The organism is Cellulomonas olei (assembly GCF_039548315.1).
Classification (GTDB): domain Bacteria; phylum Actinomycetota; class Actinomycetes; order Actinomycetales; family Cellulomonadaceae; genus Cellulomonas.
The window spans coordinates 23,049-46,271 of record NZ_JBCLVN010000028.1 but is presented as its reverse complement, the minus strand read 5'-3'; the positions used below and the strand labels follow the sequence as shown (position 1 = coordinate 46,271).

Here is a 23,223-nt window from a genome sequence, read left to right as displayed (position 1 = left end):
TTCCCTACGGTCCTGACCAGCCGCGACACCGCGCGGGACCGTCGTGAGGGAGAACATGCTGAGGCTGTGGAGACGCACCCGCGCCTGGGTGCGCGTGGTGGGCGTGGTGCTGCTGGTCGGTGTGGCGGGGGCGGGCGGGTACCTGCTCGCGCTGCGGGAGGAGCCGGCGCAGGCCGCGGCCCCGGCGTCGACGACGAGCGCCGTCGCCGCGAGCCTGTCGACCATCGAGCAGTCCGTCTCGGCCAGCGGCACGCTGACGCCGGCCGTGCAGGAGGACGTCGCGTTCGCCGTGAGCGGGACCGTGCAGTCGGTCGACGTCGCGGCGGGGGACACCGTCACCGCCGGGCAGCAGCTCGCCACGGTCGACACCCTGCAGCTCGACGCGGCGCTGCTGTCCGCGAAGGCCGACCTGGCGTCCGCCCAGGCGTCGCTCGCGGACGCCGAGGACGAGGCGGACGGCTCGGACGCCTCCGACGCGCAGGTCGCCGCCCTCGCCGCGCAGGTCGAGGTCGCGCAGGCGGCCGTCGACGCGGCGCAGGAGGACCTGGCCGGGGCGACGCTGACGGCACCGGTGGCGGGTCTCGTGACCTCGGTGGACCTGGAGGTCGGCGACGTCGTCGCCGGGAGCTCGGGGTCGAGCGGGTCGTCGACGAGCGGCTCGGCGGGTTCCGGTGCCTCCGGCGGGGCCGTCGGGGCCTCCCAGGGGTCCAGCGCGTCCAGCGCGTCCACGAGCAGCTCCACCGCGCAGTTCGTGATCGTCGGCACGGACGCCTGGCAGGTGTCCGTGTCGGTCGGGGAGTCCGACGTCGCGCTGGTCGACGTCGGCGACCAGGTGGAGCTGACCGTCGACGACGTGGCGGACACCGTCTACGGCACGGTCGGGGAGGTCGGGCTCGTCCCGTCGAGCTCCTCGGGCGTCGCCACCTACCCGGTGACGGTCGACGTCACCGGGTCCCCGGAGGGCCTGCACGACGGCGTGTCCGCGGACGTCTCGATCATCTACGAGCGCCGCACCGACGTGCTGACCGTGCCCGCGGCGGCGGTGACCACCGTGGACGGCCGCTCCGTCGTCACGCAGGAGGGTGCGGACGGCGAGCAGGTCACCACGGAGGTCACCGTCGGCGAGACCTCCGGCACCCTGGTGGAGATCACCGACGGGCTGACCGAGGGCGACGAGGTGCTGGTCACGGCGTTCACGCCGCGCGCCGGCACGGGCTCCGACGACGAGCAGCAGGGCGGCGGCCAGGTGCCGGACTTCTCGGGCGGGATGCCGGACTTCTCCGGGGGGATGCCGGACTTCTCCGGCGGGTTCCCGGACGGGTTCCCGGGCGGCGGCAATGGCTGAGGCCGTGCTGGAGCGCCGGCCGCCGGACCCGTCCCCGGAGGGCGCCCCGGTCATCGAGCTCGCCGGCGCCCGCAAGACTTACCGCACCGGCAGCATCGAGTTCGAGGCGCTGCGCGGGGTGGACCTCGGCATCGCGACCGGCGAGTACGTGGCGATCATGGGCCCGTCGGGCTCGGGCAAGTCCACCCTGATGAACATCGTCGGGTGCCTGGACGTCCTGACCGCCGGGACGTACCGGCTCGCGGGCGAGGACGTGGGCGACCTGGACGAGGAGGAGCTCGCGGAGGTCCGCAACCGGCGCCTGGGGTTCGTGTTCCAGCAGTTCCACCTGCTGCCGTCCCTGCCGGCCTGGCGGAACGTCGAGCTGCCGCTGGTGTACGGCCGGGTGCCGGCCGCCGAGCGGCGCGACCGGGCGGTGGCCGCTCTCGAGCGGGTGGGGCTCGGTGACCGGCTCGAGAACCGCCCGGGCGAGCTGTCCGGCGGTCAGCAGCAGCGCGTCGCGGTCGCCCGCGCCCTCGTCGGGGAGCCGGCGCTGATCCTCGCGGACGAGCCGACGGGCAACCTCGACTCGGCCTCCACCGAGGACGTGCTCGCGCTGCTGGACGACCTGCACGCGCAGGGCCGCACGATCGTGCTCATCACGCACGAGCTGGAGGTGGCGCAGCACGCGCGGCGCATCGTCTTCGTGCGGGACGGCGTCATCCAGTCCGACGAGGTGAACCCGCGATGACGTGGTCCGAGACCCTGCGCACCGGCTGGTCGGCGGTGCGCGGGCACAAGCTCCGCTCGCTGCTGACCGTGCTCGGCATCCTCATCGGCATCGCCGCGGTGATCCTCACCGTCGGCCTCGGCCTGGGCACCCAGAAGGACGTGAGCGAGCAGATCAGCGCGCTCGGGTCGAACCTGCTCATCGTGACGCCCGGGTCCTCGACGGACTCCGACGGGCTGCGCGGCGGGTTCGGCACCGGGGCGACGCTCACCCGCTCGGACGCCGAGGCGCTCGCCTCGCCGGTGAACGCCCCCGACATCGGGGCGGTGGCGCCGGAGAAGGAGTCGTCGCTGTCGGTCGAGGCGAACGACACGAACTGGACGACGAGCGTCGTCGGGACGACCGTCGACTGGCCGTCGGTGCGCTCGCGGACCGTCGCGTCCGGGGAGTTCTTCACGGCGGAGGACGACGCGTCGGGTGCCGCCGTCGCCGTGGTCGGCGCGACGACGGCCACCGAGCTGTTCGGCACCACCCGCGTCGTCGGGCAGCAGCTCACGATCGCCGACACCCCGTTCACCATCGTCGGCGTGCTGGCGGAGGCCGGGTCGAGCACGGACAGCGACCTGGACGACGTCGTCGTCGTGCCGCTGACGACCGCGGCCGACACGGTCTCCGGCAGCCTGACGCGCAGCTCCCTCACCACCGTGTACGTGCAGGCGGCGTCGGCCGACCAGCTCTCGGCCGCCTACCAGGAGGCGCAGACGCTGCTGCTCAACCTGCACGGCATCACCGACGCGGACAGCGCCGACTTCAGCATCGACAGCCAGGACGCCCTGGTCAGCACCGCCACGTCCGTGTACCGGACGCTCACGGTCCTGCTCACCGGCATCGCGGCGCTGTCGCTGCTGGTCGGCGGGATCGGCGTCATGAACATCATGCTGGTGTCCGTCACGGAGCGGACCCGTGAGATCGGCCTGCGCAAGGCGCTCGGCGCCCCGCCGTGGGCGATCCGCCGGCAGTTCCTCGTCGAGGCCGCCGTGCTCGGCCTGGCCGGCGGCCTGCTCGGCGCCGTGCTCGGCGTCGTCGCGGCCGCCGTGCTGCCCGGCCTGCTCGGCACGTCGGTCGTCGTGTCCGGCGCCGCCGTCGCCGGTTCCGTCGCCGTGGCCCTCGCGATCGGACTCGTGTTCGGCGTCTACCCCGCCACCCGGGCCGCCCGGCTCGCCCCCATCGACGCGCTGCGGTCCGAGTGACCCCCGCCCGCACCCCGAGGAGAGACATGACCACCACCACGCGCACCCGCCGGACGCTGCGACCCCGCGCCGGCAGGTCCGGCGCCGTCGGCGCGATCGGCACCGTGGCGCTGCTGACCCTGGTCGGCGCGTGCTCGTCCGGCACCGCCGCGTCCGAGGCGGCTCCGGCCGCGACCTCGGGGACCGCCCAGGACCCCGCCGCCGCGGCGGGCACGGGCCGCGGGCCGGGCGGCGGCACCAGCGGCGAGATCGCCGCCGTGTCGGACGCGCTGATGCAGGTGCAGGGCGACGACGGGCAGACCGCGGTGACGTGGGACGACGGCACGACGATCACGCAGACGGTCGCGGCGTCGCTCGCGGACGTGACCGTCGGGTCGTGCGTCGTCGTGCTCGGCGCGGGCGACGACACGGCGGCGACGAGCGTCGCCGTGAGCGCGGCGACCGACGGCGCGTGCACGGCGGGCCCCGGCGGCTCCGGCGGCGGCGCGTGGGGGGACGGCGAGCGGCCCTCGGGCATGCCGACGGACATGCCCGACGCGCCCGCGGACGGCGAGCGGCCCGACGGGGCCCCGACGGGCATGCCCGACGGGATGGTGCCCGGCGGCGGTCTGACCGCCGGGCTCGTCACCGAGGTGTCCGGCAGCACGATCACCGTGGAGAGCACCGGCATCCCGACGGGCGACGACGACGGCACGGCGGCAGGCGGCGACGCGACCACCACGACGGTCACCGTCGACGACGCGACGGCCTACACGACGACCGTCGCGACCGACGCGTCGGCCATCGCGGTCGGGCTCTGCGTGCTCGCGCAGGGCGAGGCCGACGACTCCGGGCAGGTCGCCGCCACGAGCCTGACGCTGTCCGAGCCGGGCGACGACGGCTGCACCAGCGGGTTCGGCGGCGGGTTCGGCGGGATGCCGGGCCGTCCCGGCGCCGAGGACGGGGAGGCCGCCGGTGCGTGACAGCCTGCGCCGTGTCCGCCCCCGGGTCCCGCGGCGGTGGCGGGACGGACCCGCGCGGCCGCCGCGCCCCTCGCGCCGCCCCCGCCGGCACCGGCGCGTCGTCGCGGGCGGCGTGGCCGGTGCGCTCGCCCTGCTGCTGGCGGGCGGCGGGGTGGCCCTCGCGCTGACCCGGACGTCCGGCCCGGGCTACCGGACCGCGACCGCGGAGCCCGGGACGGTGGACCAGACGGTCGACACCACCGGGACGGTCGCCTCCGCGACCCGCTCGGACCGGGCGTTCCCGGTCGCCGGGACGGTGGCGGACGTCGCCGTGGCGGTCGGCGACACCGTCACCGCGGGGCAGGTGCTGGCCTCGCTGGACCCGACCTCCCTGGAGGACGCCGTGACCGACGCGGAGCAGGCGCTCGCGGACGCGCAGCAGCAGCTCGAGGACGACATCGAGTCGCAGACCTCGAGCAGCAGCACCTCGGCCGACGCGTCGAGCGGGGCGTCGTCGGCCGGTGCCTCGGGCGCCGGGGATGCGACGGCCGCCGACGGCGCGGCCACCCCGTCCGCGCCCGCCGCGCAGACCTCGACGGGGTCGGGCAGCGGGGGCTCGGGCTCGTCGGGACAGGGCTCGGGCTCGTCGGACCCGGGCGGGTCGGGCGGCTCGGGCGGGTCGGACCAGGGCGCCGCCGCGGCTGCCGTCGCCGCGGTGACGGCGGCGCAGCGCGCGCTGCTGGCGCAGTACGAGACCGCGCAGGGGCTGCTGGTCACCGCCTCGGACGCGGTCACCACGGCCCGGGACACCTGCCAGCCGTTCCTCGACCTCGACGGGACCACGGACGGCGGGGGCGGGGACACGGGCGGCACGGACGGCGACGACGGGTCCGGCGGCACCGGCGGGTCCGGCGGCACCGGCGGGTCCGGCGACGGCGGCGCGGACGAGGCGGGCGGGACCGCGGGCTCGACCGACGGCGCCACCACCGAGGACGGCACGACCGAGGACGGCACCGCCACCGACGGCACCGCCACCGAGGACTCGACCACCGCGCAGACCAGTGCGCTCACCACCGGGTCGACCCCCGCGGTGGTCCTGGCGGCGGCCGTCACGACGGACGCCACGGGCACCGCCGACGCGCAGGAGCAGCTCGTCGCGTGCCAGGACGCGACCGCCGCGGTGCTCGACGCGCAGACCGCGGTGGACGAGGCGCAGAGCGCGCTGCAGCAGCTCGCCGCCGACCTGGACGAGGCCGTCACCGACGCGCTCGCGGCCCTGTCCTCCGGCACCGGCGGCACCGGCGGCACCGGCGGCACCGACGGCTCCGGCGGGTCGGGCACGGACGGCACCGACGGCACGGGCACCGACGGCACGGGCACGGGCACGGACGGCACGGGCACCGCGCCCACCACGGGTACGGGCGGGCAGGACGCCGGCGCGGAGGCTCCCGCCGGCACCACGTCGGGATCGGGTGCGTCCGCCTCCGGGACGTCCGCGGCCGGGGCCACGGGCGGCGGCGTGGTCGCGAGCGCCGCCGACCTGCTGGCCGACCAGGCCCGGATCGACGAGGCGGAGGCCGACCTGGCGGTGGCGCAGAGCCGGCTCGCCCTGGTGGACCTCACCACGCCGGTCGCCGGCACGGTGGCGGCGGTGTCGATCGCGGCGGGCGACACGGTCGAGGCCGGGTCGACGTCGGCGGTCATCACCGTCCTGGGCGACGACGGCTGGACCGTGTCGACCACGGTGCCGCTCACCCAGGTGGACCTGCTCGAGGTCGGGCAGTCCGCGGACGTCTCCGTGGCGACCTCGGACGCGGACCTCACGGGGACGGTGACCGCGATCGGCGTGCTGAACGCGTCGACCTCGTCCGCGGACCCGTCGTACACCGTGGACATCGCCCTGGACGTGCAGGACGCGGCCCTGTTCGACGGGTCGTCCGCGCAGGTGTCGGTCGCGGTGGCGTCGTCGGAGGACACGCTGACGGTGCCGTCCTCCGCGGTGCACCTGGACGGCACGACGGCGACGGTGCAGGTGCTGCGCGACGGCGTGGTGCAGGACGTCGAGGTGGAGCGCGGGGCGGTCGGCGCGGAGCGCACGGAGATCGTCGAGGGGCTGTCCGCGGGCGACGAGGTCGTCCTGGCGGACCTCGGCGTGGAGCTGGACCCCGGCGACGACGCGTCGAGCTCGGGGCTGACGGGCCTGTCCGGGTCGTCGAACGACAACCGGCAGCAGGTCGGAGGCGGCATGATGGGTCCGGGTGGTGCAGCCGGCGGCGCCCAGGGGATGGCCCCGCCGGGCTCCTGAGCCGCTCCCACGGACGGCGTCCGGTCCGACCCGCCTCCCCCTGCGCCGGTCGGGCCGGGCGCCCCGCGTCCCGCCCGGGGTCCGCGTGCCGGACTAGGCTCGCCCACCGACGGCCGGTGCGCGCGGCCGCGTCCCCGGCACGAGGAGCGTCCATGTCCGACAGCACGGCTCGACCGCACACGGCGGTCCTCGGCGGCGGCGTCATGGGCGAGGCCCTGGTCACCGCCCTCCTCGCGGCGGGCTGGACGGCGGACGACGTCGACGTCACGGAGCGCTCGGCGGCGCGGGCGACCGAGCTGTCGGGCCGCTACGGCGTGCGGGCGGCGGACCCGAACGCGAAGGCCGCCCGCCGGGCCGGCCTGGTGCTGGTGGCGGTCAAGCCGCAGGTGGTGCCGGAGGTGCTGGCGGAGATCGCGCCGGCGCTGCGCCCGGGGACGCTCGTGGTGTCCGTCGCGGCGGGCGTGCCGCTGGCGGTGTACGAGGACGCCCTGCCCGAGGGCACCCCGGTCGTGCGGGTCATGCCGAACACGCCGGCGCTGGTCGGCAAGGGGGCGAGCGCGATCGCCGCCGGGACGCACGCGACCGAGGAGCACCTGGCGCTGACGGAGACCGCGCTCGCGGCGACCGGCCTCGTGGTGCGGGTCGCGGAGAAGGACCTCGACGCGGTGACGGCGGTGTCCGGCTCCGGCCCGGCGTACGCCCTGTACCTGGTGGACGCCATGGCCGAGGCCGGCGTGCTGCTCGGGCTGACCCGCGAGCTCGCGACCCGGCTGGCGGTCGCCACCGTGGAGGGTGCCGGTGCGCTCGCGGCGTCCACGGGCGACCACCCGGTGGTGCTGCGCGAGCGCGTCTCGTCGCCCGGCGGGACCACGGTGGCGGCGGTGGCGCAGCTCGACGCCCACGGCGTGCGGGCGGGCGTCGTCGCGGCGGCGCGTGCGGCGTACGACCGGTCCCGGGAGCTGGGCGCGGCCGCCCGGCCCGCCCCCGGCGCGGAGCGGTAGGCCCGTCGTGGCCGGCGTCCCGGCCCGCCGCCCGCCGGCGATGAGCGACGTCGCCGCGCTCGCGGGCGTCTCGCACCAGACGGTGTCCCGGGTGCTGAACGAGCACCCGAGCGTCCGCCCGGAGACCCGCGAGCGGGTGCAGCGGGCCATCGCCGAGCTCGGGTACCGGCGCAACAGCGCGGCGCGGGCCCTGGTCACGCGTCGCTCGGGCGCCCTGGGGGTCGTCACGACGTCGTCGGCGCACCACGGGCCGACGAGCACGCTGCTCGGCCTGGAGAGCGCCGCCCGGGAGGTCGGCTACTACGTGAGCGTCGCCGCGATCGACCGGTTCGACGCCGGCACCCTGCGCGGGGCGCTCGAGCACTTCCTCGACCAGGGCGTCGAGGGCATCGCGATCATCGCGCCGCAGGTCGACGTGGCGGACGCGGTGGCGGAGGCTGCCGCCCCGGTGCCCGTGGTGACGGTGACGTCGGGGCCGCTGGTCGAGCCCGCCGCGCAGCACGCGCGCATCGTGGCGGTGGGCGTCGACCAGCGCGACGGCGCCCGCTCCGCGACCCGTCACCTCGCGGGGCTCGGCCACCGGGAGGTCGTGCACCTGGCGGGACCGCAGGACTGGTTCGACGCGCGCGAGCGCCTGGCGGGCTGGCGGGAGGCGTGCGCGGCGGCTGGTGTCGCGGCACCGGACCCGGTGGAGGTCGACTGGTCGGCGGAGTCGGGCTACCGCCAGGGGCTGCGGATGGTCGAGGAGGGGCTGCCGACGGCGGTGTTCGCGGCGAACGACCAGCTCGCGCTCGGCCTGCTGCGGGCGTTCTGGGAGCGGGGCCTGCGGGTGCCGCAGGACGTCTCGGTGGTGGGGTTCGACGACGAGGCGGGCGCGGCGTACTTCGTGCCGCCGCTGACGACCGTGCGGCAGGACTTCCCCGCGCTGGGGCGGTCGGCGATCGCCGCCCTGGTGCGGGCGCTCGCCGGCGAGGACGTCCCGCGCACCCTGCTCCCGGCCACGCTGGTGGTCCGCGCGAGCTCCGCCGCGCCGCGCTGACCGGCACGGTTGGCGAGGCCGTGTGTGAGCGCTAACATCGTGCGCGGTGACCGGCGCCGCGGACGGGTGAGCGCCGGCCGGGCACGCCACGCCCCGGGCAGAGCAGCCCGCACGAGGGACGGAGCACCGCCATGGCGCAGGAGCACGACGACGTCGCACGCGCGGCGATCACGCAGGGACGCACGTCGCTGGGCATCGAGCTCGGCTCGACCCGCATCAAGGCCTGCCTCATCGGGCCGGACCACGCGCCGCTCGCCACGGGCAGCCACGCGTGGGAGAACCAGCTCGTCGACGGGGTCTGGACCTACTCGCTCGACGCGGTGTGGGAGGGCCTGCGGGCCGCGGTGGCCGACCTGCACGCCGACGTCGAGCGCCGCCACGGCGTCCGCCTCGGGTCGGTCGGCGCGCTCGGCGTCTCGGCGATGATGCACGGCTACCTCCCGTTCGACGCGCACGGCGAGCTGCTCGTCCCGTTCCGCACGTGGCGCAACACCTCGACGGGCCCGGCCGCCGCCGCGCTGACCGAGCTGCTCGGGTCCAACATCCCGCTGCGCTGGTCGGTCGCCCACCTCTACCAGGCCGTGCTGGACGACGAGCCGCACGTCCCGCAGATCGCCTCGTTCACCACGCTGGCCGGCTACGTGCACCGGCGCCTCACGGGGCGCCACGTGCTGGGCGTCGGCGACGCCTCGGGCATGTTCCCGGTGGACCCCGCGACCCGCGACTACGACGCGCGGATGCTGGCGCAGGCCGACGAGCTGATCGCCGCGCGCCGGCCCGGGACGTCGCTGCGCGACCTGCTGCCGGAGGTGCTGGTCGCCGGCCAGGACGCGGGCCGGCTGACCGAGGAGGGCGCCGCCCTGCTCGACCCGTCGGGGGCGCTGCGCCCCGGCACGCCGCTCTGCCCGCCCGAGGGCGACGCCGGCACCGGCATGGTCGCGACCTGCTCCGTGGCGCCCCGCACCGGCAACGTCAGCGCGGGCACCAGCATCTTCGCGATGGTCGTGCTCGAGCAGCCGCTGGAGCGGGTGCACCACGAGCTCGACCTCGTCACGACGCCAGCGGGCGACCTGGTCGCGATGGTGCACTGCAACAACGGCGCCTCCGAGCTGGACGCGTGGGCCGGCCTGTTCGGCGAGTTCGCGACCGCGCTGGGCGCCCCCGCGGGTCCCGACGCGGTGTTCGGCGCGCTGTTCCGCGCGGCGCTCGACGGGGAGGCGGACGGCGGCGGCCTGCTGGCGTACAACTACCTCGCCGGCGAGCCGATCACCGGTCTGGAGGAGGGGCGGCCGCTGGTGGTCCGGACGCCGGGCAGCCGCCTGACGCTCGCGAACTTCATGCGCACCCAGATCTCCTCGGCGTTCGGCACGCTCGCGCTGGGCATGCGCGTGCTGTCCGGCGAGGGCGTCGCCATCGACTCGATGTTCGCGCACGGCGGCATGTTCAAGACCGCCGGCGTGGCGCAGCGCCTGCTGGCCGCCGCCGTCGACGCGCCCGTCGCCGTCGGCGAGACCGCGGCGGAGGGCGGCGCGTGGGGCATCGCGGTGCTCGCGGCCTACCTCGACGCGGCGGGCGACACCGACCTGGGCACCTACCTGGCCGAGCGGGTGTTCGGGGACGTCGTCCTCGACACCGTGACGCCGGACGCCGCCGACGTGGCGGGCTTCGCCGCGTTCCTCGACCGCTACGAGGCGGGGCTGGCCGTCGAGCGCGCCGCCACCACCGCCCTGTGACCCGCTCCCCGACCCTGGAGGCAGACCCGCGATGACCACGACCCTGGCCGACTACCCGCAGGAGGTGCGTGACGCCGTCGCGCGCACCCGCGAGGTCGTCTCGGCCCTGCACGCCGAGCTGCCCCGCTGGGGCCTGATCGTCTGGACCGCCGGCAACGTCTCGCAGCGCGTGCCGGTGTCGCCCGACGGCACGCCGTCCGAGGCCGACCTGTTCGTCATCAAGCCGTCGGGCGTGACCTACGACGAGCTCACCCCGGAGTCGATGGTGGTGTGCGACCTCGACGGGAACCTCGTGGAGGGCACCCGCTCGCCGTCGTCGGACACGGCCGCGCACGCGTACGTCTACCGCCACATGCCGCGCGTCGGCGGCGTCGTGCACACCCACTCCACCTACGCGACCGCCTGGGCCGCCCGGGCGGAGCCGGTGCCGTGCGTGCTGACGATGATGGCGGACGAGTTCGGCGGCGACATCCCGATCGGCCCGTTCGCGCTGATCGGCGACGACTCCATCGGCCGCGGCATCGTCGAGACGCTGCGGGACTCCCGCAGCCCCGCGGTGCTCATGCAGAACCACGGCCCGTTCACGATCGGCAGGGACGGCAAGGCCGCGGTGAAGGCGGCCGCCATGGTCGAGGAGGTCGCGCGCACCGTGCACGTCTCCCGCCAGCTCGGGGAGCCGCTGCCGATCCCGCAGGAGCAGGTCGACTCGCTGTACGCCCGGTACCAGAACGTCTACGGCCAGGGCAGCACCGGTGCTGCCGCCACCACGAAGGAGCAGGACGCATGACCAAGCCCTACGCACGCGAGATCTGGTTCTTCACGGGGAGCCAGGACCTGTACGGGGAGGACACCCTCCGCCAGGTGGCCGAGCAGTCGCAGGAGGTCGCGCGCCTGCTGGACGCGTCCCCGGACGTGCCGGCGACGGTCGTCTGGAAGCCGGTGCTCAAGGACTCCGTGTCGATCCGCCGGGCGATGCTCGACGCGAACTCGGACGACCGGGTGCTCGGCGTGATCACGTGGATGCACACGTTCAGCCCGGCGAAGATGTGGATCGCGGGCCTCGACGCCCTGCGCAAGCCCCTGCTGCACCTGCACACCCAGGCCGGCGTCGAGCTGCCGTGGTCCACCATCGACATGGACTTCATGAACCTCAACCAGGCCGCGCACGGCGACCGGGAGTACGCGTACATCGCGTCCCGCCTGGGCGTCGCCCGCACGACCGTCGTCGGCCACGCGTCGAACCCGGCCGTGACGAAGCGCGTCGGCACCTGGGCCCGCGCCGCGGCCGGCTGGGCGGCGACGCACGAGCTGAAGCTCGCCCGGTTCGGGGACAACATGCGCAACGTCGCGGTCACCGAGGGCGACAAGACCGAGGCCGAGCTGCGGTTCGGCGTCTCGGTCAACACCTGGGGCGTCAACGACCTGGTCGCGGCCGTCGACGCGGTCGCGGACTCCGACGTCGACCGCGTCGTGGCCGAGTACGAGGACCTGTACGACGTCGTGGCGGAGCTGCGCCGCGGCGGCGAGCGGCACGAGTCGCTGCGGTACGCGGCCCGGCAGGAGGTCGCGCTCGAGACGTTCCTGACCGGGCTGGGCGCGAAGGCGTTCACGACGAACTTCGAGGACCTCGGCGCGCTGCGCCAGCTCCCCGGCATCGCCGTGCAGCGCCTCATGGCGAAGGGCTACGGCTTCGGGGCGGAGGGCGACTGGAAGACGGCCGTCCTGGTGCGCGCGGCGAAGGTCATGGGCGAGGGCCTGCCCGGCGGCGCGTCGCTGATGGAGGACTACACCTACGACCTCACGCCGGGCGCGGAGAAGATCCTCGGCGCCCACATGCTCGAGATCTGCCCCTCCCTGACCACGTCGACGCCGAAGGTGGAGATCCACCCGCTCGGCATCGGCGGCAAGGAGGACCCGGTCCGCATGGTGTTCGACGCGGACCCGGGCGAGGCCGTCGTGGTGTCCCTGGCGGACATGCGGGACCGGTTCCGCATGACCGCGAACGTCGTGGACGTCGTGCCCCCGACGCACGAGCTGCCGAACCTGCCCGTGGCCCGCGCGGTGTGGGAGCCGCGGCCGGACTTCGCGACGTCGGCCGAGGCGTGGCTGACGGCGGGCGGCGCGCACCACACGGTGATGTCGACGGCGGCCGGCGTCGAGGCGTTCGAGATCTACGCGGACATCGCCGGCACCGAGCTGCTGGTGATCGACGAGCACACCACGCGGCGCGGCTTCCGCGACCAGGTGCGGTGGAACCAGGTGTACTACCGCCTCGCCCAGGGGCTCTGAGCCCGCAGCGCGAGCCGCGACGGCCCGTCCCGCACCCCGCGGGGCGGGCCGTTGCTGTGTTCAGGGCCGGCGGGGCGCGGACCGTCGTGGAGCCGATCATGCGGGAGAAACCGACCGCATGAGTTCGGCAGCCAAACTCAGCATCGGCAGACGAGTGTGGGCCGAACGGGGGTCCGCGGGCGCGGAAGTGAGCGCGCACAAACGCCCTGACCAGCACGAATACCGGTGGTGATCGACCGTTATCCATCTGCAACCTTCGAGCCCGAACCTTGGCTTGACTTCCCGAACTCAAGCCCGGGAGAGTGTGCTCCGTGCTCGCCGACGACGGGGGTCCGTGACCCCCCAGGGCGGAGCAGGGCAGGACGGGCGACGGCGCATGACGTGCCCGCAGACGACGAGGTCAGCAACCCTCTCGAGGAGGAGAAGGACATGAAGAGCATCCGGTTCGCCGCGCTCGGCGGCGCGCTCGTGCTCGCTCTCGCGGCATGCTCCGGCGGTGGCGCCGGCAGCAGCGAGGGCGGCGACGGCGGCGGCAGCACCGCGGAGCCCAGCGACCAGACGATCGGCGTCGCGATGCCGACCGAGACCTCGGAGCGCTGGATCGCCGACGGCAACGCCGTCAAGAGCCAGCTCGAGGACCTCGGGTACTCGGTCGACCTGCAGTACGCGGCCGACGACATCCCGACGCAGTCGCAGCAGATCGAGCAGATGATCACGAAGGGCGTCGACCTGCTGATCGTCGCCTCCATCGACGGCACCGCGCTGGCCAACCAGCTGCAGTCCGCCGCCGACGCCGGCATCCCGGTCATCGCGTACGACCGCCTGATCCGCGACACCGAGAACGTCGACTTCTACGTCACGTTCGACAACTACAACGTGGGTGTCCAGCAGGCCACCTCGCTGCTCGTGGGCCTCGGCCTGCTCACCGAGGACGGCTCCGAGGGCGACGCCACCGGCCCGTTCAACATCGAGCTGTTCGCCGGCTCGCTGGACGACAACAACGCGCACTTCTTCTTCCAGGGCGCGATGGACACCCTCCAGCCGTACATCGACGAGGGCACCCTCGTCGTGAAGTCCGGCCAGACCGACATCGAGCAGGTCGCCACGCTCCGCTGGCTGCAGGAGACCGCGCAGAAGCGCATGGAGGACCTCCTGACCTCCACGTACGCGGACGGCTCGAAGGTCGACGGCGTGCTGTCGCCCTACGACGGCATCTCCCGCGGCATCATCACGGCGCTGCAGAACGCGGGCTACGGCCCGGGCATCGACGCCGGCCTGCCGATCGTGACCGGCCAGGACGCCGAGATCGCCTCCGTCAAGCTCATCAACGACGGCGTGCAGTTCTCGACGATCTTCAAGGACACCCGCAAGCTCGCCGAGCAGGCCGTCGTCTCCGCGCAGGCGTTCCTCGCCGGCGAGGAGCCGGAGGCCAACGACACCGAGACGTACGAGAACGGCGTCAAGGTCGTCCCGTCCTACCTGCTGGAGTCGGACATCGTCTACGCCGGCAACATCCAGTCGCTCCTGATCGACTCGGGCTACTGGACCGAGGAGCAGGTCGCGAGCGGCCAGGCCTGATCGCCTGACAGCACCCGCGTCACCCCTGGCCGGCCGGCACGAGCCCGGCCGGCCAGGGCCGCGGCGCCCCCCATCGCCCGACGAACGAGGACGGTCGAGGCCGCATGAGCGACCACATCCTGGAAATGCACTCCATCACCAAGACCTTTCCCGGGGTCAAGGCTCTGCAGGACGTCAACCTGAGCGTCAAGCGGGGGGAGATCCACGCCATCTGCGGCGAGAACGGGGCCGGCAAGTCCACCCTCATGAAGGTGCTGTCGGGCGTGTACCCGCACGGCACCTACGACGGTGAGATCCGCTTCGACGGGGAGACGGTCGAGTTCGGCTCGATCAACGACTCCGAGCACAAGGGGATCGTGATCATCCACCAGGAGCTCGCCCTGGTGCCCTACCTGTCCGTCGCCGAGAACATCTTCCTCGGCAACGAGCGCGAGAGCCGCGGCTTCATCGACTGGAACCGGGCGAACTCCGAGTCGGCGGCGCTGCTCGCGCGGGTCGGCCTCGACGAGAACCCGACCACCCCGATCGGCCAGCTCGGCGTCGGCAAGCAGCAGCTCGTGGAGATCGCCAAGGCGCTCTCCAAGAAGGTGAAGCTGCTCATCCTCGACGAGCCGACCGCGGCCCTGAACGACTCGGACTCCGAGCACCTGCTCGACCTGCTCCGGCACCTCAAGGGCCAGGGCATCACCTGCATCATGATCTCGCACAAGCTCAACGAGATCGCCGAGATCGCCGACTCCACGACGATCATCCGGGACGGCCGCACCATCGAGACGCTCGACATGGTGGCCGACCAGGTGACGCAGGAGCGGATCATCAAGGGCATGGTCGGCCGCGACCTCGAGCACCGGTACCCGGAGCACGTGTCGCACGTCGGCGAGGAGGTCTTCCGCGTGGAGGACTGGCACGTCGAGCACCCGACGCAGCCCGGCCGCGTGGTCGTCGACGGCGCGTCGTTCGAGGTCAAGGCCGGCGAGATCGTCGGCATCGCGGGCCTCATGGGCGCCGGGCGCACCGAGCTCGCGATGAGCGTCTTCGGCCGCTCCTACGGCCGGAACATCTCCGGGAAGGTCTTCCTGCACGGCAAGGAGATCTCCACCCGCAGCGTGGCCGAGGCCATCAAGCACGGCCTGGCCTACGCCACGGAGGACCGCAAGACCTACGGCCTCAACCTCATCGAGGACATCCGCCGCAACATCTCGGCCGCCGCGCTCGGCAAGCTGTCGAAGGGCGGCTGGGTCAACGGCAACGAGGAGATCAAGGTCGCCGAGGAGTACCGGCGGTCGATGAACATCAAGTCGCCGACGGTCATGGCCCTGGCGGGCAAGCTGTCCGGCGGCAACCAGCAGAAGGTCGTCCTGTCCAAGTGGATCTACACCGACCCCGAGGTGCTGATCCTGGACGAGCCGACCCGCGGCATCGACGTCGGTGCCAAGTACGAGATCTACACGATCATCAACAAGCTCGCTGACTCCGGGAAGGCCGTCGTGGTCATCTCCTCCGAGCTGCCCGAGCTGCTCGGCATCTGCGACCGCATCTACACCCTGGCCTTCGGCCGGATCACGGGTGTGCTGCCGCGTGCCGAGGCGACCCAGGAACGGCTCATGGAGCTCATGACGAAGGAAAGGGAGACGGTCCGATGACGGCGGTCGACGGCCTGCGGGACATCTTCACGAAGAACCTGCGGACGAGTGGTATCTACATCGCGTTCGTCGCGATCATCGCGCTGTTCGCGTTCCTGACGGACGGCCTGCTCCTGGCGCCGAACAACGTCACGAACATCGTGCTGCAGTACTCGTACATCCTGATCCTCGCGATCGGCATGGTGATCGTCATCATCGGCGGGCACATCGACCTGTCGGTCGGGTCGGTCGTGGCGCTCACCGGTGCGGTCTCCGCGATCCTCGTGATCAAGAACGGCCAGCCGTGGTGGGTCGGCATCCTCGCCGCGCTCGTGGTGGGCGTCCTGGTCGGTGCGTGGCAGGGCTTCTGGGTCGCGTACGTCGGCATCCCGGCGTTCATCGTGACGCTGGCCGGCATGCTCCTGTTCCGTGGCCTCACCTACGAGGTGCTGGACAACATCTCCCTGTCGCCGTTCCCGCAGACCTACCAGAAGGTGGCCGGCGGGTTCCTCAACGGGCTGTTCGGCGGTCCGGGCTACGACGTGTTCACGCTGGTCGTCGCGGCGCTCGCCGTGGTCGCCTTCGCGATCAGCTCGTGGCGGTCCCGCATGGGCCGGATCCGGTACCAGCAGGCCGTCGAGGCGATGCCGCTGTTCGTGCTCCGCATCGTCCTGGTCGCCGCGGTCGTCATGGCGTTCGCCTGGCAGCTCGCGCACTCCCGCGGCCTGCCGATCGTGCTCATCATCCTCGCGGTGCTGATCCTCGCCTACAACGTCGTGACGAACCGGACGGTGTTCGGCCGCCACGTGTACGCCATCGGCGGCAACCTCAACGCCGCGCAGCTGTCCGGCGTGAAGGTCAAGCAGGTCAACTTCTGGATCTTCGTCAACATGGGCCTGCTCGCCGGTGTCGCGGGTGCGATCTACTCGTCCCGCTCCAACGGTGCCCAGCCCGGCGCGGGCAACATGTTCGAGCTCGACGCCATCGCCGCCTGCTTCATCGGCGGCGCGTCGACGACCGGTGGTGTCGGCCGCGTGACCGGCGCCATGGTCGGTGGTCTGATCATGGCCGTCATGTCGAACGGCATGCAGCTGATGGGCGTGCCGCAGTCGACGCAGCAGATCGTCAAGGGCCTCGTGCTCCTGCTGGCCGTCGCGTTCGACATCTTCAACAAGCGCCGCGCGGGCGCCGCTCGCTGAGCACGCCGCGCAGCACGGCCGGGGGCCGGGACGGAGCGATCCGTCCCGGCCCCCGTCGCGTGTGCACGGGCGGGCGCGGGGCGGGCGCAGGGCGGGCGCGCGGCGGGCGCAGGGCGGGCGCTTGGTGCGCCCGGGACGGGGTCAGGCCGGCGTGCGGCGCAGCGCGACGACCGTGATGTCGTCCGGCCGCGGGTCCGCCACGGCGGCGAGGCGCAGCAGGCGCTGCACGGCCTCGTCGGCGGACGGGCAGTCCAGCAGCTCGCCGGCGATGAGCGGCAGGCACCGCAGGGACCCGTCGAACAGGTCGAGCACCCCGTCGCTGAACGTCACCAGCAGGTCGCCGCGTTCGAGGGTCGTCCGCCCGAGCGCCCGAGCGGCCTCGTCGGAGGCTCCGAGCGGGAGGCCGAGCGCGTCGAGCCGCTCCCACGTCCCGTCCGCCCGGACCACGAGGGTCAGGCCGTGGCCGGCGTCGGCGTACGCGAGGTCGCCCGTGGCCGGGTCGAGGCGCGCGTGGAACGCGGTCGCGAACAGCCCGGAGTCCGACAGGTCGGTCTGGAGCACCGCCCCCGCGTGCAGCATCGCCCGGTCGACGGGCTCGCCGTGGGCGGACTCGCGCAGCAGCTCGCGCACCGCGGCGGCCAGCACGGCGGCGGCGGGCCCGCGGCCCATGACGTCCGCCAGGGTCACCACGAGCCCGTCGCCGGCCGCGTACCAGTCGTAGAAGTCGCCGCCGACGGTGCGGCTCGGCAGGCACGCGCCGGCCAGCTCGTACCCCGGGACCCGGGGGGTCTCGCGCGGGAGCAGCCCCATCTGCACCTGCTGCGCCCGGCCGAGCTCGGCGTCCACCCCGAGCTCGTGCGCGACCCAGCCCGCGAGGTCGCGCAGGAGCGCCGTCTGGTCGGCCGTGAACGTGCGCGGCCGGGTGTCGGCGATGCACAGCGTGCCCATCGTGCGGCCGTCGGCGCCGAGCAGCGGGTGCTCGGCGTAGAACCGCAGGCGGACGTCGGGGCCGCGGTCCTCGAGCACGGCCGGTGCCGCGGCGTCCCGCGGCGCGTCCGCCCCGATCAGCGACACCGTCGCGGTCGGGACGTCGAAGACCAGCCGCGCCAGGCGCACCACGCGGTCGAACCGGGGCTCCGGCCCGGCGGTCACCGCCCCCAGGCGCTCGAGGGCCTCCAGCCGGCGGGCGATCGCCGACGGTCCTGGCCCGACGCCGTCGGCGTCCTGCGCGATGGCCTCGGCCGGCGACCCGGCCGCGCCCGGCTGCCGCGGCACCCCGGCCGGCCCGGGGGAGCCCGGGGTCGCCTGGTCGCCGCCGCGGGGTCCGGGCGCCGGCGATCCGGCGGTCACCGGTGCGGACACCTGGCACCTCCGGTCCCTGCCGCGCCACCTCCGGCGGAGATGGTCCTACATGCGACGGTATCGGCAGATCCGGGGCCGACCTGAGCCCTTCCCGCCCGTCCCACCAGGCACGCCGCGCCCCGGCGGACACCGGTCGGCCCGCCCCGGCGGCCGCGGGTCACCCCGCTGCGGCGTGACCCGCCAGCACCGCGTCGCGCGCGAGCAGCAGCGCGCCGCGCGCGGGGGCGGCGGCGCCGAGGTGCCCCGCGACGACGTCCACGACGGCGCCGGACGTGACAGCGGTGCGCTCGGCCAGGACCTCGCGCAGCGGGTCGAGCAGCAGGTCACCCGCCTCGGCGAGCACGCCGCCGACCACCAGCACGTCCGGATCGAGCACGGTGCAGACCGACGCGAGCGCGGTGCCCAGGTGCCGGCCGACGTCGGACAGCACCCGCCGGCAGCCGGGGTCGCCCTCGGCCGCGCGTGCCAGGACGTCGCCCAGCGTCATCGGGCCGTGGCTGGCGAGCAGCAGGTCCAGCACCCCGGCCGACCCGGCGTAGACCTGGAGGCAGCCGCGGTTCCCGCACGAGCAGACGGGCCCGTCGGGGTCGATGGTCAGGTGGCCCAGCTCGCCGGCGGTGCCGGTGCGGCCGTGCACGACCTCCCCGCCGACCACGATGCCGCCGGAGACCCCCTCGCTGAGCGCGACGTGCACGACGGTGCCGCAGCCGCGCCCGGCGCCCAGCCGGGCCTCCGCCAGCGCCCCGAGGTTGCCGTCGTTGTCGAACACCACGGGCACCCCGGGCGCCGGGGCGAGGAGGCCCGGGGCCGCGACCATGCCGCCCCACCCGGTGCGCACGCCCGAGCCGGCGACGCGGCCGGTGCGGACCTCCACCGGCGCGGGCACGCCGACGCCCACCGCCGCGACGGCCGCCGGGTCGGTCCCGGTCTCCGCGAGCAGCGCGTCCAGCGCCGCCCGGGCCTCTCGGACGGCGCGCTCCGCCCGGTGGCCGCCGGGCAGCGGCACGGACCGTTCCACCGGCACGCCGTCGCCGAGGTCCAGCAGCACCCGGGCCTCGTCGAGGTAGCAGTGGACGCCCGCGAGCACGCCCCCGGGCGTCGCCAGCCAGACCGCCCGCGCGCGCCGCCCGGACCGCGTGGTCGGCGCGACCCGCACCAGGCCCTCCGCGTGCAGCGCCGCCACCGCGGTCGACACGGTGCCCGGCGACAGGCCCGTCGCCGCGACCAGCTCCACCTGGGTGAGCGCGTCCGCCCGGCGCAGCGCGTCCACCAGCAGCGCGCGGCTGTCCCGCGGTCCGGGGCCGGCCGGGCCGCCCCGCCGGTTCACGGCCGGGCCGCGAACCGCTCGAGCAGGTCCGCGTGCCCCGACACGATCAGCAGGTCGTTCGCGGAGATCCGGGTGTCGGGCGTCGCGTACACGAAGTCGACCCCCGGGCTCTTCACGCCGATCACCGTCACGCCGTACCGCTCCCGGATCCGCGACTGCCCGATCGTGAAGCCCTGCGTCTCGCGCGGCGGCTTCATCTTGACGATCGTGAAGCCGTCCTCGACCTCGATGTAGTCGAGCATCTTCCCCGAGACCAGGTGCGCGACGCGGGACCCGGCGTCCGCCTCCGGCAGCACGACGTGGTGCGCGCCGATGCGCTGCAGGATGCGTGCGTGCTCGGTGCTGATCGCCTTGGCCCAGATCTGCGGGGTGCCGAGGTCCACGAGGTTGCCCGTGATGAGCACCGACGCCTCGAGGTAGGACCCGACGCCGACCACGGCGACCGCGAACTCGCGCGCGCCGAGCTGCTCGAGGGCCTCCGGGTTCGTCGCGTCCGCCTCGACCAGCGGGATCCGCCCGGTCCACTGCGCCACGAGCTCCGGGTCGCGCTCGACGGCCAGCACGTCCTGCCCCAGCCGGTCCAGGGTGCCGGCGATCGCCGAGCCGAACCGGCCCAGCCCGATGACGAGGATGCCCGCGTCCCGCTTCGGCTCCTTGCCGGGGCGCGCCTCGTCGCGGGCACGGGGCTGCGCGCCGCCGAGCGGACGCAGCCCGGTCGCCCCGGTCCGCTTCAGGTCATCCAATGATCGGCCTCTCCTCGGGCAGCCGGATGACCCGACGACGGCTGCGCAGCGCGAGCGCCGCGGCCAGCGTCATCGTGCCGGTCCGGCCGATGAACATCAGGACGGTGAGCACGTACTTCCCGGCGTCGGGCAGGTCGCCGGTGATCCCGGTGGACAGACCGACCGTCGCGAACGCCGAGATCACCTCGAACAGCACCACGTCGAGCGTCAGCCCGGTGATCGCGAGCAGCAGCAGGCAGGCCACCAGGACGATCGTCGCACTGACGAGCGACACCGCGATGGCGACCTGCAGCGCCTCGCGCGGGATGCGGCGCCCGAACGCCTCCACGTCGCGGTCGCCCCGGGCCTCCGCGACGATCGCGAGGAGCATCACGGCCAGCGTCGTGACCTTGATGCCGCCGGCCGTGGACGCCGAGCCGCCGCCGACGAACATCAGCGCGTCGTTGAGCAGCCACGTGCCCTCGTGCATCGATCCGACGTCCACCGTGGAGAACCCGCCGGACCGCGGCATGACCCCCGCGAACAGGGCCGCGAGCAGCGTCTCGCTCCAGCTCAGCGGCGCGAGCGTGCGCGGGTTCGTCCACTCGAACGCCGCCACCACGACGGAGCCGAACACCACGAGCGCGGCGCTGGTCGTGATCGTCAGCTTCGAGTGCAGGCTCCACCGGCGGGGACGCCGCCACGTGCGCGCGACGTTGAGGATCACGGGGAACCCGAGCGACCCGATGAACACGCCGACGATGATGGGCAGCAGCACCCACCAGTCCGAGGCGTACGGGGCCAGGCCCTGCTCGGTGGGGATGAAGCCGGCGTTGTTGAACGCGGACACGGCGTAGAAGCCCGCGTGCCAGACGGCCTCGGCCCAGGAGTCGCCGAGCATCCGCAGCCGCGGCAGCAGCACGAGCGCGATCACGACCTCGAGCAGCGTCGAGGTCATGATGACGGTCTTCACCAGGGAGCCGACCTCGCCGAGCCGCGTGGTCTTCGTCTCCGAGCTGACCAGCAGCTTCTGGGTCAGCCCGATCCGCCGCGACACCGCCAGCCCGAGGATCGACGCGAGGGTCATGACGCCCAGCCCGCCGATCTTGATGCCGACGAGGATCGTCGCCTGGCCCGCGCCCGACCAGTACGTGCCGGTGTCGACGGTGACCAGGCCCGTCACGCAGACCGCCGAGGTGGCGGTGAACAGGGCGTCGACGAACGGCGCGCGCTCCCCGCTCGCGGTGGCCCACGGCATCGACAGCAGCACCGTGAACAGGGCGACGACCGACGCGAAGACGCCGAGCGCGAGCCGGGCCGGCGACTGCCGGGCGAGGCGGTCGACGAGCTCGCGCCCCGACCACAGCACCCCGGGGAGACCCCCAGCCATCCGCCCTCCCGCCCGCCGTCCGACCCCGGTCGCCCGGCCTCCGGGCCGCGCGCGGCCTCCACTGTGGCACGCCCGCGCTGTCCCCGGCGTGCAGCGGCTACGGTGTGGGTCATGACCGGGGTGCGCGTGGTGTGGACCCCCGAGCTCCTGGACTACGACTTCGGACCCGGGCACCCGATGGCGCCCCTGCGCCTCGACCTCACGGTGCGGCTCGCGCGGGCGCTCGGCCTGCTGGACCTGCCGGGCGTCGAGGTCGTCGGAGCCGACCCGGCGTCGGACGCGCAGCTCGAGACCGTCCACGAGGCCGCGTACGTCGAGGCCGTCCGGCGGGCGTCCGACGGCGGACGGGGTGACGCGTCGCGCGGCATCGGCACCGAGGACGACCCGGTGTTCCCGCGGATGCACGAGGCCGCCGCCCGGATCGTCGGCGGCAGCCGGGAGGCGGCGCTCGCGGTGTGGCGTGGCGAGGCCGACCACGCCGTGAACCTCACGGGCGGGATGCACCACGCGATGCCCGGCGCGGCGTCCGGGTTCTGCCTCTACAACGACGCCGCCGTCGCGATCCGGGCGCTGCTGGCGGACGGCGCCGAGCGGGTCGCGTACGTCGACGTCGACGCCCACCACGGGGACGGGGTCCAGCGGGCGTTCTGGGACGACCCGCGCGTGCTGACCGTGTCGGTGCACGAGAGCGGAGCGACGCTGTTCCCCGGCACCGGGTTCCCGGACGAGACCGGCGGGCCCGGCGCCCCGGGGTCGGCCGTCAACGTCGCGCTGCCGTCCCACACGCAGGACGCCGCGTGGCTGCGCGCGATCGACGCGGTGGTGCCGCCGGTGCTGCGCGCCTTCGCGCCGCAGGTCATGGTGACGCAGCACGGCTGCGACGCGCACGTCGAGGACCCGATCGCGAACCTCGACGTCTCCGTCGACGCCGAGCGCCTGGCGTCGTCGTGGCTGCACGACCTCGCGCACGAGGTGTCCGGCGGCCGGTGGCTCGCGCTGGGCGGCGGGGGCTACGCGGTCGTCGACGTCGTGCCGCGGGCGTGGACGCACCTGCTCGCGATCGCGGCGCACCACCCCCTCGACCCCGCGACCCGGATGCCGCAGGAGTGGCGCGCGCAGGTCGTCGAGCTCTACGGCCGGGAGGGCCCGGGGTCGATGTCCGACGGCGCCGACCTGCGGTGGACCCCGTGGTCGGCGGGGTTCGACCCCGCCGACGACGTGGACCGGGCGGTGCGGGCGACGCGGTCGGCCGTGTTCCCGCTCCTGGGCCTCGACCCCCTGCACGACTGACCGCGGCCGGCCCGGGGGTCGCACCGGTGCCGCCCGCGCCGTGCGTCCGTGGCGTGCGTCCGTGGCGTGGCACCGACCCGCACGGGTGGTCACACCCGTCTCCTCTTTCACAGCAGCCCCA

General features: G+C 74.6%; 18 protein-coding genes. 14 read left to right on the top strand and 4 right to left on the bottom strand.

The window, feature by feature from the left end:
* Positions 1–55: 55 nt before the first annotated feature.
* The 13 genes from AAHH18_RS10460 to mmsB all read left to right on the top strand — a co-directional run bounded on the left by AAHH18_RS10460 (position 56) and on the right by mmsB (position 17,011).
* The gene (locus AAHH18_RS10460; protein ID WP_343301567.1) at positions 56–1,345 is read left to right on the top strand and encodes an efflux RND transporter periplasmic adaptor subunit; all 1,290 of its coding nucleotides are present in this window, start codon (positions 56–58) and stop codon (positions 1,343–1,345) included.
* Positions 1,338–2,075, top strand: coding sequence for an ABC transporter ATP-binding protein (locus AAHH18_RS10455; RefSeq protein WP_343301566.1), 738 nt, complete (start codon positions 1,338–1,340; stop codon positions 2,073–2,075). Before AAHH18_RS10460 ends, AAHH18_RS10455 begins: the two co-directional genes overlap by 8 nt.
* Complete coding sequence (locus AAHH18_RS10450; RefSeq protein ID WP_343301565.1) at positions 2,072–3,304, top strand: ABC transporter permease; 1,233 nt, start codon at positions 2,072–2,074, stop codon at positions 3,302–3,304. The genes AAHH18_RS10455 and AAHH18_RS10450 overlap by 4 nt, the downstream gene beginning before the upstream one ends.
* 26 nt (positions 3,305–3,330) lie before the next feature.
* On the top strand, positions 3,331–4,266 hold the full coding sequence (locus AAHH18_RS10445; protein ID WP_343301564.1) for a hypothetical protein: 936 nt from the start codon (positions 3,331–3,333) through the stop codon (positions 4,264–4,266).
* A gap of 112 nt (positions 4,267–4,378) precedes the next feature.
* Positions 4,379–6,550, top strand: coding sequence for an HlyD family efflux transporter periplasmic adaptor subunit (locus AAHH18_RS10440; protein ID WP_343301563.1), 2,172 nt, complete (start codon positions 4,379–4,381; stop codon positions 6,548–6,550).
* Between the two features lie 152 nt (positions 6,551–6,702).
* Positions 6,703–7,551 (top strand): pyrroline-5-carboxylate reductase, encoded by an 849-nt coding sequence (gene proC / locus AAHH18_RS10435; RefSeq protein WP_343301562.1) that lies wholly within the window; start codon positions 6,703–6,705, stop codon positions 7,549–7,551.
* Positions 7,552–7,591: 40 nt separating this feature from the next.
* Positions 7,592–8,590: a LacI family DNA-binding transcriptional regulator gene (locus AAHH18_RS10430; protein ID WP_343301561.1), complete on the top strand. Its 999-nt coding sequence runs from the start codon at positions 7,592–7,594 to the stop codon at positions 8,588–8,590.
* 131 nt (positions 8,591–8,721) lie between these two features.
* On the top strand, positions 8,722–10,323 hold the full coding sequence (locus tag AAHH18_RS10425; RefSeq protein WP_343301560.1) for a xylulokinase: 1,602 nt from the start codon (positions 8,722–8,724) through the stop codon (positions 10,321–10,323).
* A 31-nt stretch (positions 10,324–10,354) separates the two neighbouring features.
* Positions 10,355–11,110, top strand: a complete 756-nt coding sequence (locus AAHH18_RS10420; RefSeq protein ID WP_222171165.1) for an L-ribulose-5-phosphate 4-epimerase — start codon at positions 10,355–10,357, stop codon at positions 11,108–11,110.
* Complete coding sequence (araA, locus tag AAHH18_RS10415) at positions 11,107–12,612, top strand: L-arabinose isomerase (RefSeq protein WP_283321691.1); 1,506 nt, start codon at positions 11,107–11,109, stop codon at positions 12,610–12,612. The genes AAHH18_RS10420 and araA overlap by 4 nt, the downstream gene beginning before the upstream one ends.
* 429 nt (positions 12,613–13,041) lie before the next feature.
* Positions 13,042–14,190: a multiple monosaccharide ABC transporter substrate-binding protein gene (chvE, locus tag AAHH18_RS10410; protein WP_222172518.1), complete on the top strand. Its 1,149-nt coding sequence runs from the start codon at positions 13,042–13,044 to the stop codon at positions 14,188–14,190.
* 104 nt (positions 14,191–14,294) lie between these two features.
* Entirely contained in the window at positions 14,295–15,833 is a 1,539-nt protein-coding gene (gene mmsA, locus AAHH18_RS10405) for a multiple monosaccharide ABC transporter ATP-binding protein (protein WP_222171167.1), read from the top strand.
* Complete coding sequence (mmsB, locus tag AAHH18_RS10400) at positions 15,830–17,011, top strand: multiple monosaccharide ABC transporter permease (protein WP_222171168.1); 1,182 nt, start codon at positions 15,830–15,832, stop codon at positions 17,009–17,011. The genes mmsA and mmsB overlap by 4 nt, the downstream gene beginning before the upstream one ends.
* A gap of 141 nt (positions 17,012–17,152) precedes the next feature.
* On the opposite strand, the gene AAHH18_RS10395 is transcribed toward mmsB, so the two are convergent.
* From AAHH18_RS10395 to AAHH18_RS10380, 4 genes are all read right to left on the bottom strand, one after another.
* Complete coding sequence (locus tag AAHH18_RS10395) at positions 17,153–18,373, bottom strand: PP2C family protein-serine/threonine phosphatase (protein ID WP_343301559.1); 1,221 nt, start codon at positions 18,371–18,373, stop codon at positions 17,153–17,155.
* 157 nt (positions 18,374–18,530) lie between these two features.
* Entirely contained in the window at positions 18,531–19,700 is a 1,170-nt protein-coding gene (locus AAHH18_RS10390; RefSeq protein ID WP_343301558.1) for an ROK family transcriptional regulator, read from the bottom strand.
* The gene (locus tag AAHH18_RS10385) at positions 19,697–20,410 is read right to left on the bottom strand and encodes a potassium channel family protein (RefSeq protein WP_459349115.1); all 714 of its coding nucleotides are present in this window, start codon (positions 20,408–20,410) and stop codon (positions 19,697–19,699) included. Before AAHH18_RS10385 ends, AAHH18_RS10390 begins: the two co-directional genes overlap by 4 nt.
* 25 nt (positions 20,411–20,435) lie before the next feature.
* Positions 20,436–21,812: a TrkH family potassium uptake protein gene (locus tag AAHH18_RS10380; protein ID WP_343301557.1), complete on the bottom strand. Its 1,377-nt coding sequence runs from the start codon at positions 21,810–21,812 to the stop codon at positions 20,436–20,438.
* Positions 21,813–21,923: 111 nt separating this feature from the next.
* On the opposite strand from AAHH18_RS10380, the gene AAHH18_RS10375 reads away from it, so the two are divergent.
* Positions 21,924–23,102 carry an acetoin utilization protein AcuC gene (locus AAHH18_RS10375; RefSeq protein ID WP_343301556.1) on the top strand — a complete coding sequence of 393 codons (1,179 nt, stop codon included), beginning with the start codon at positions 21,924–21,926 and terminating at the stop codon, positions 23,100–23,102.
* Positions 23,103–23,223 lie beyond the last annotated feature (121 nt).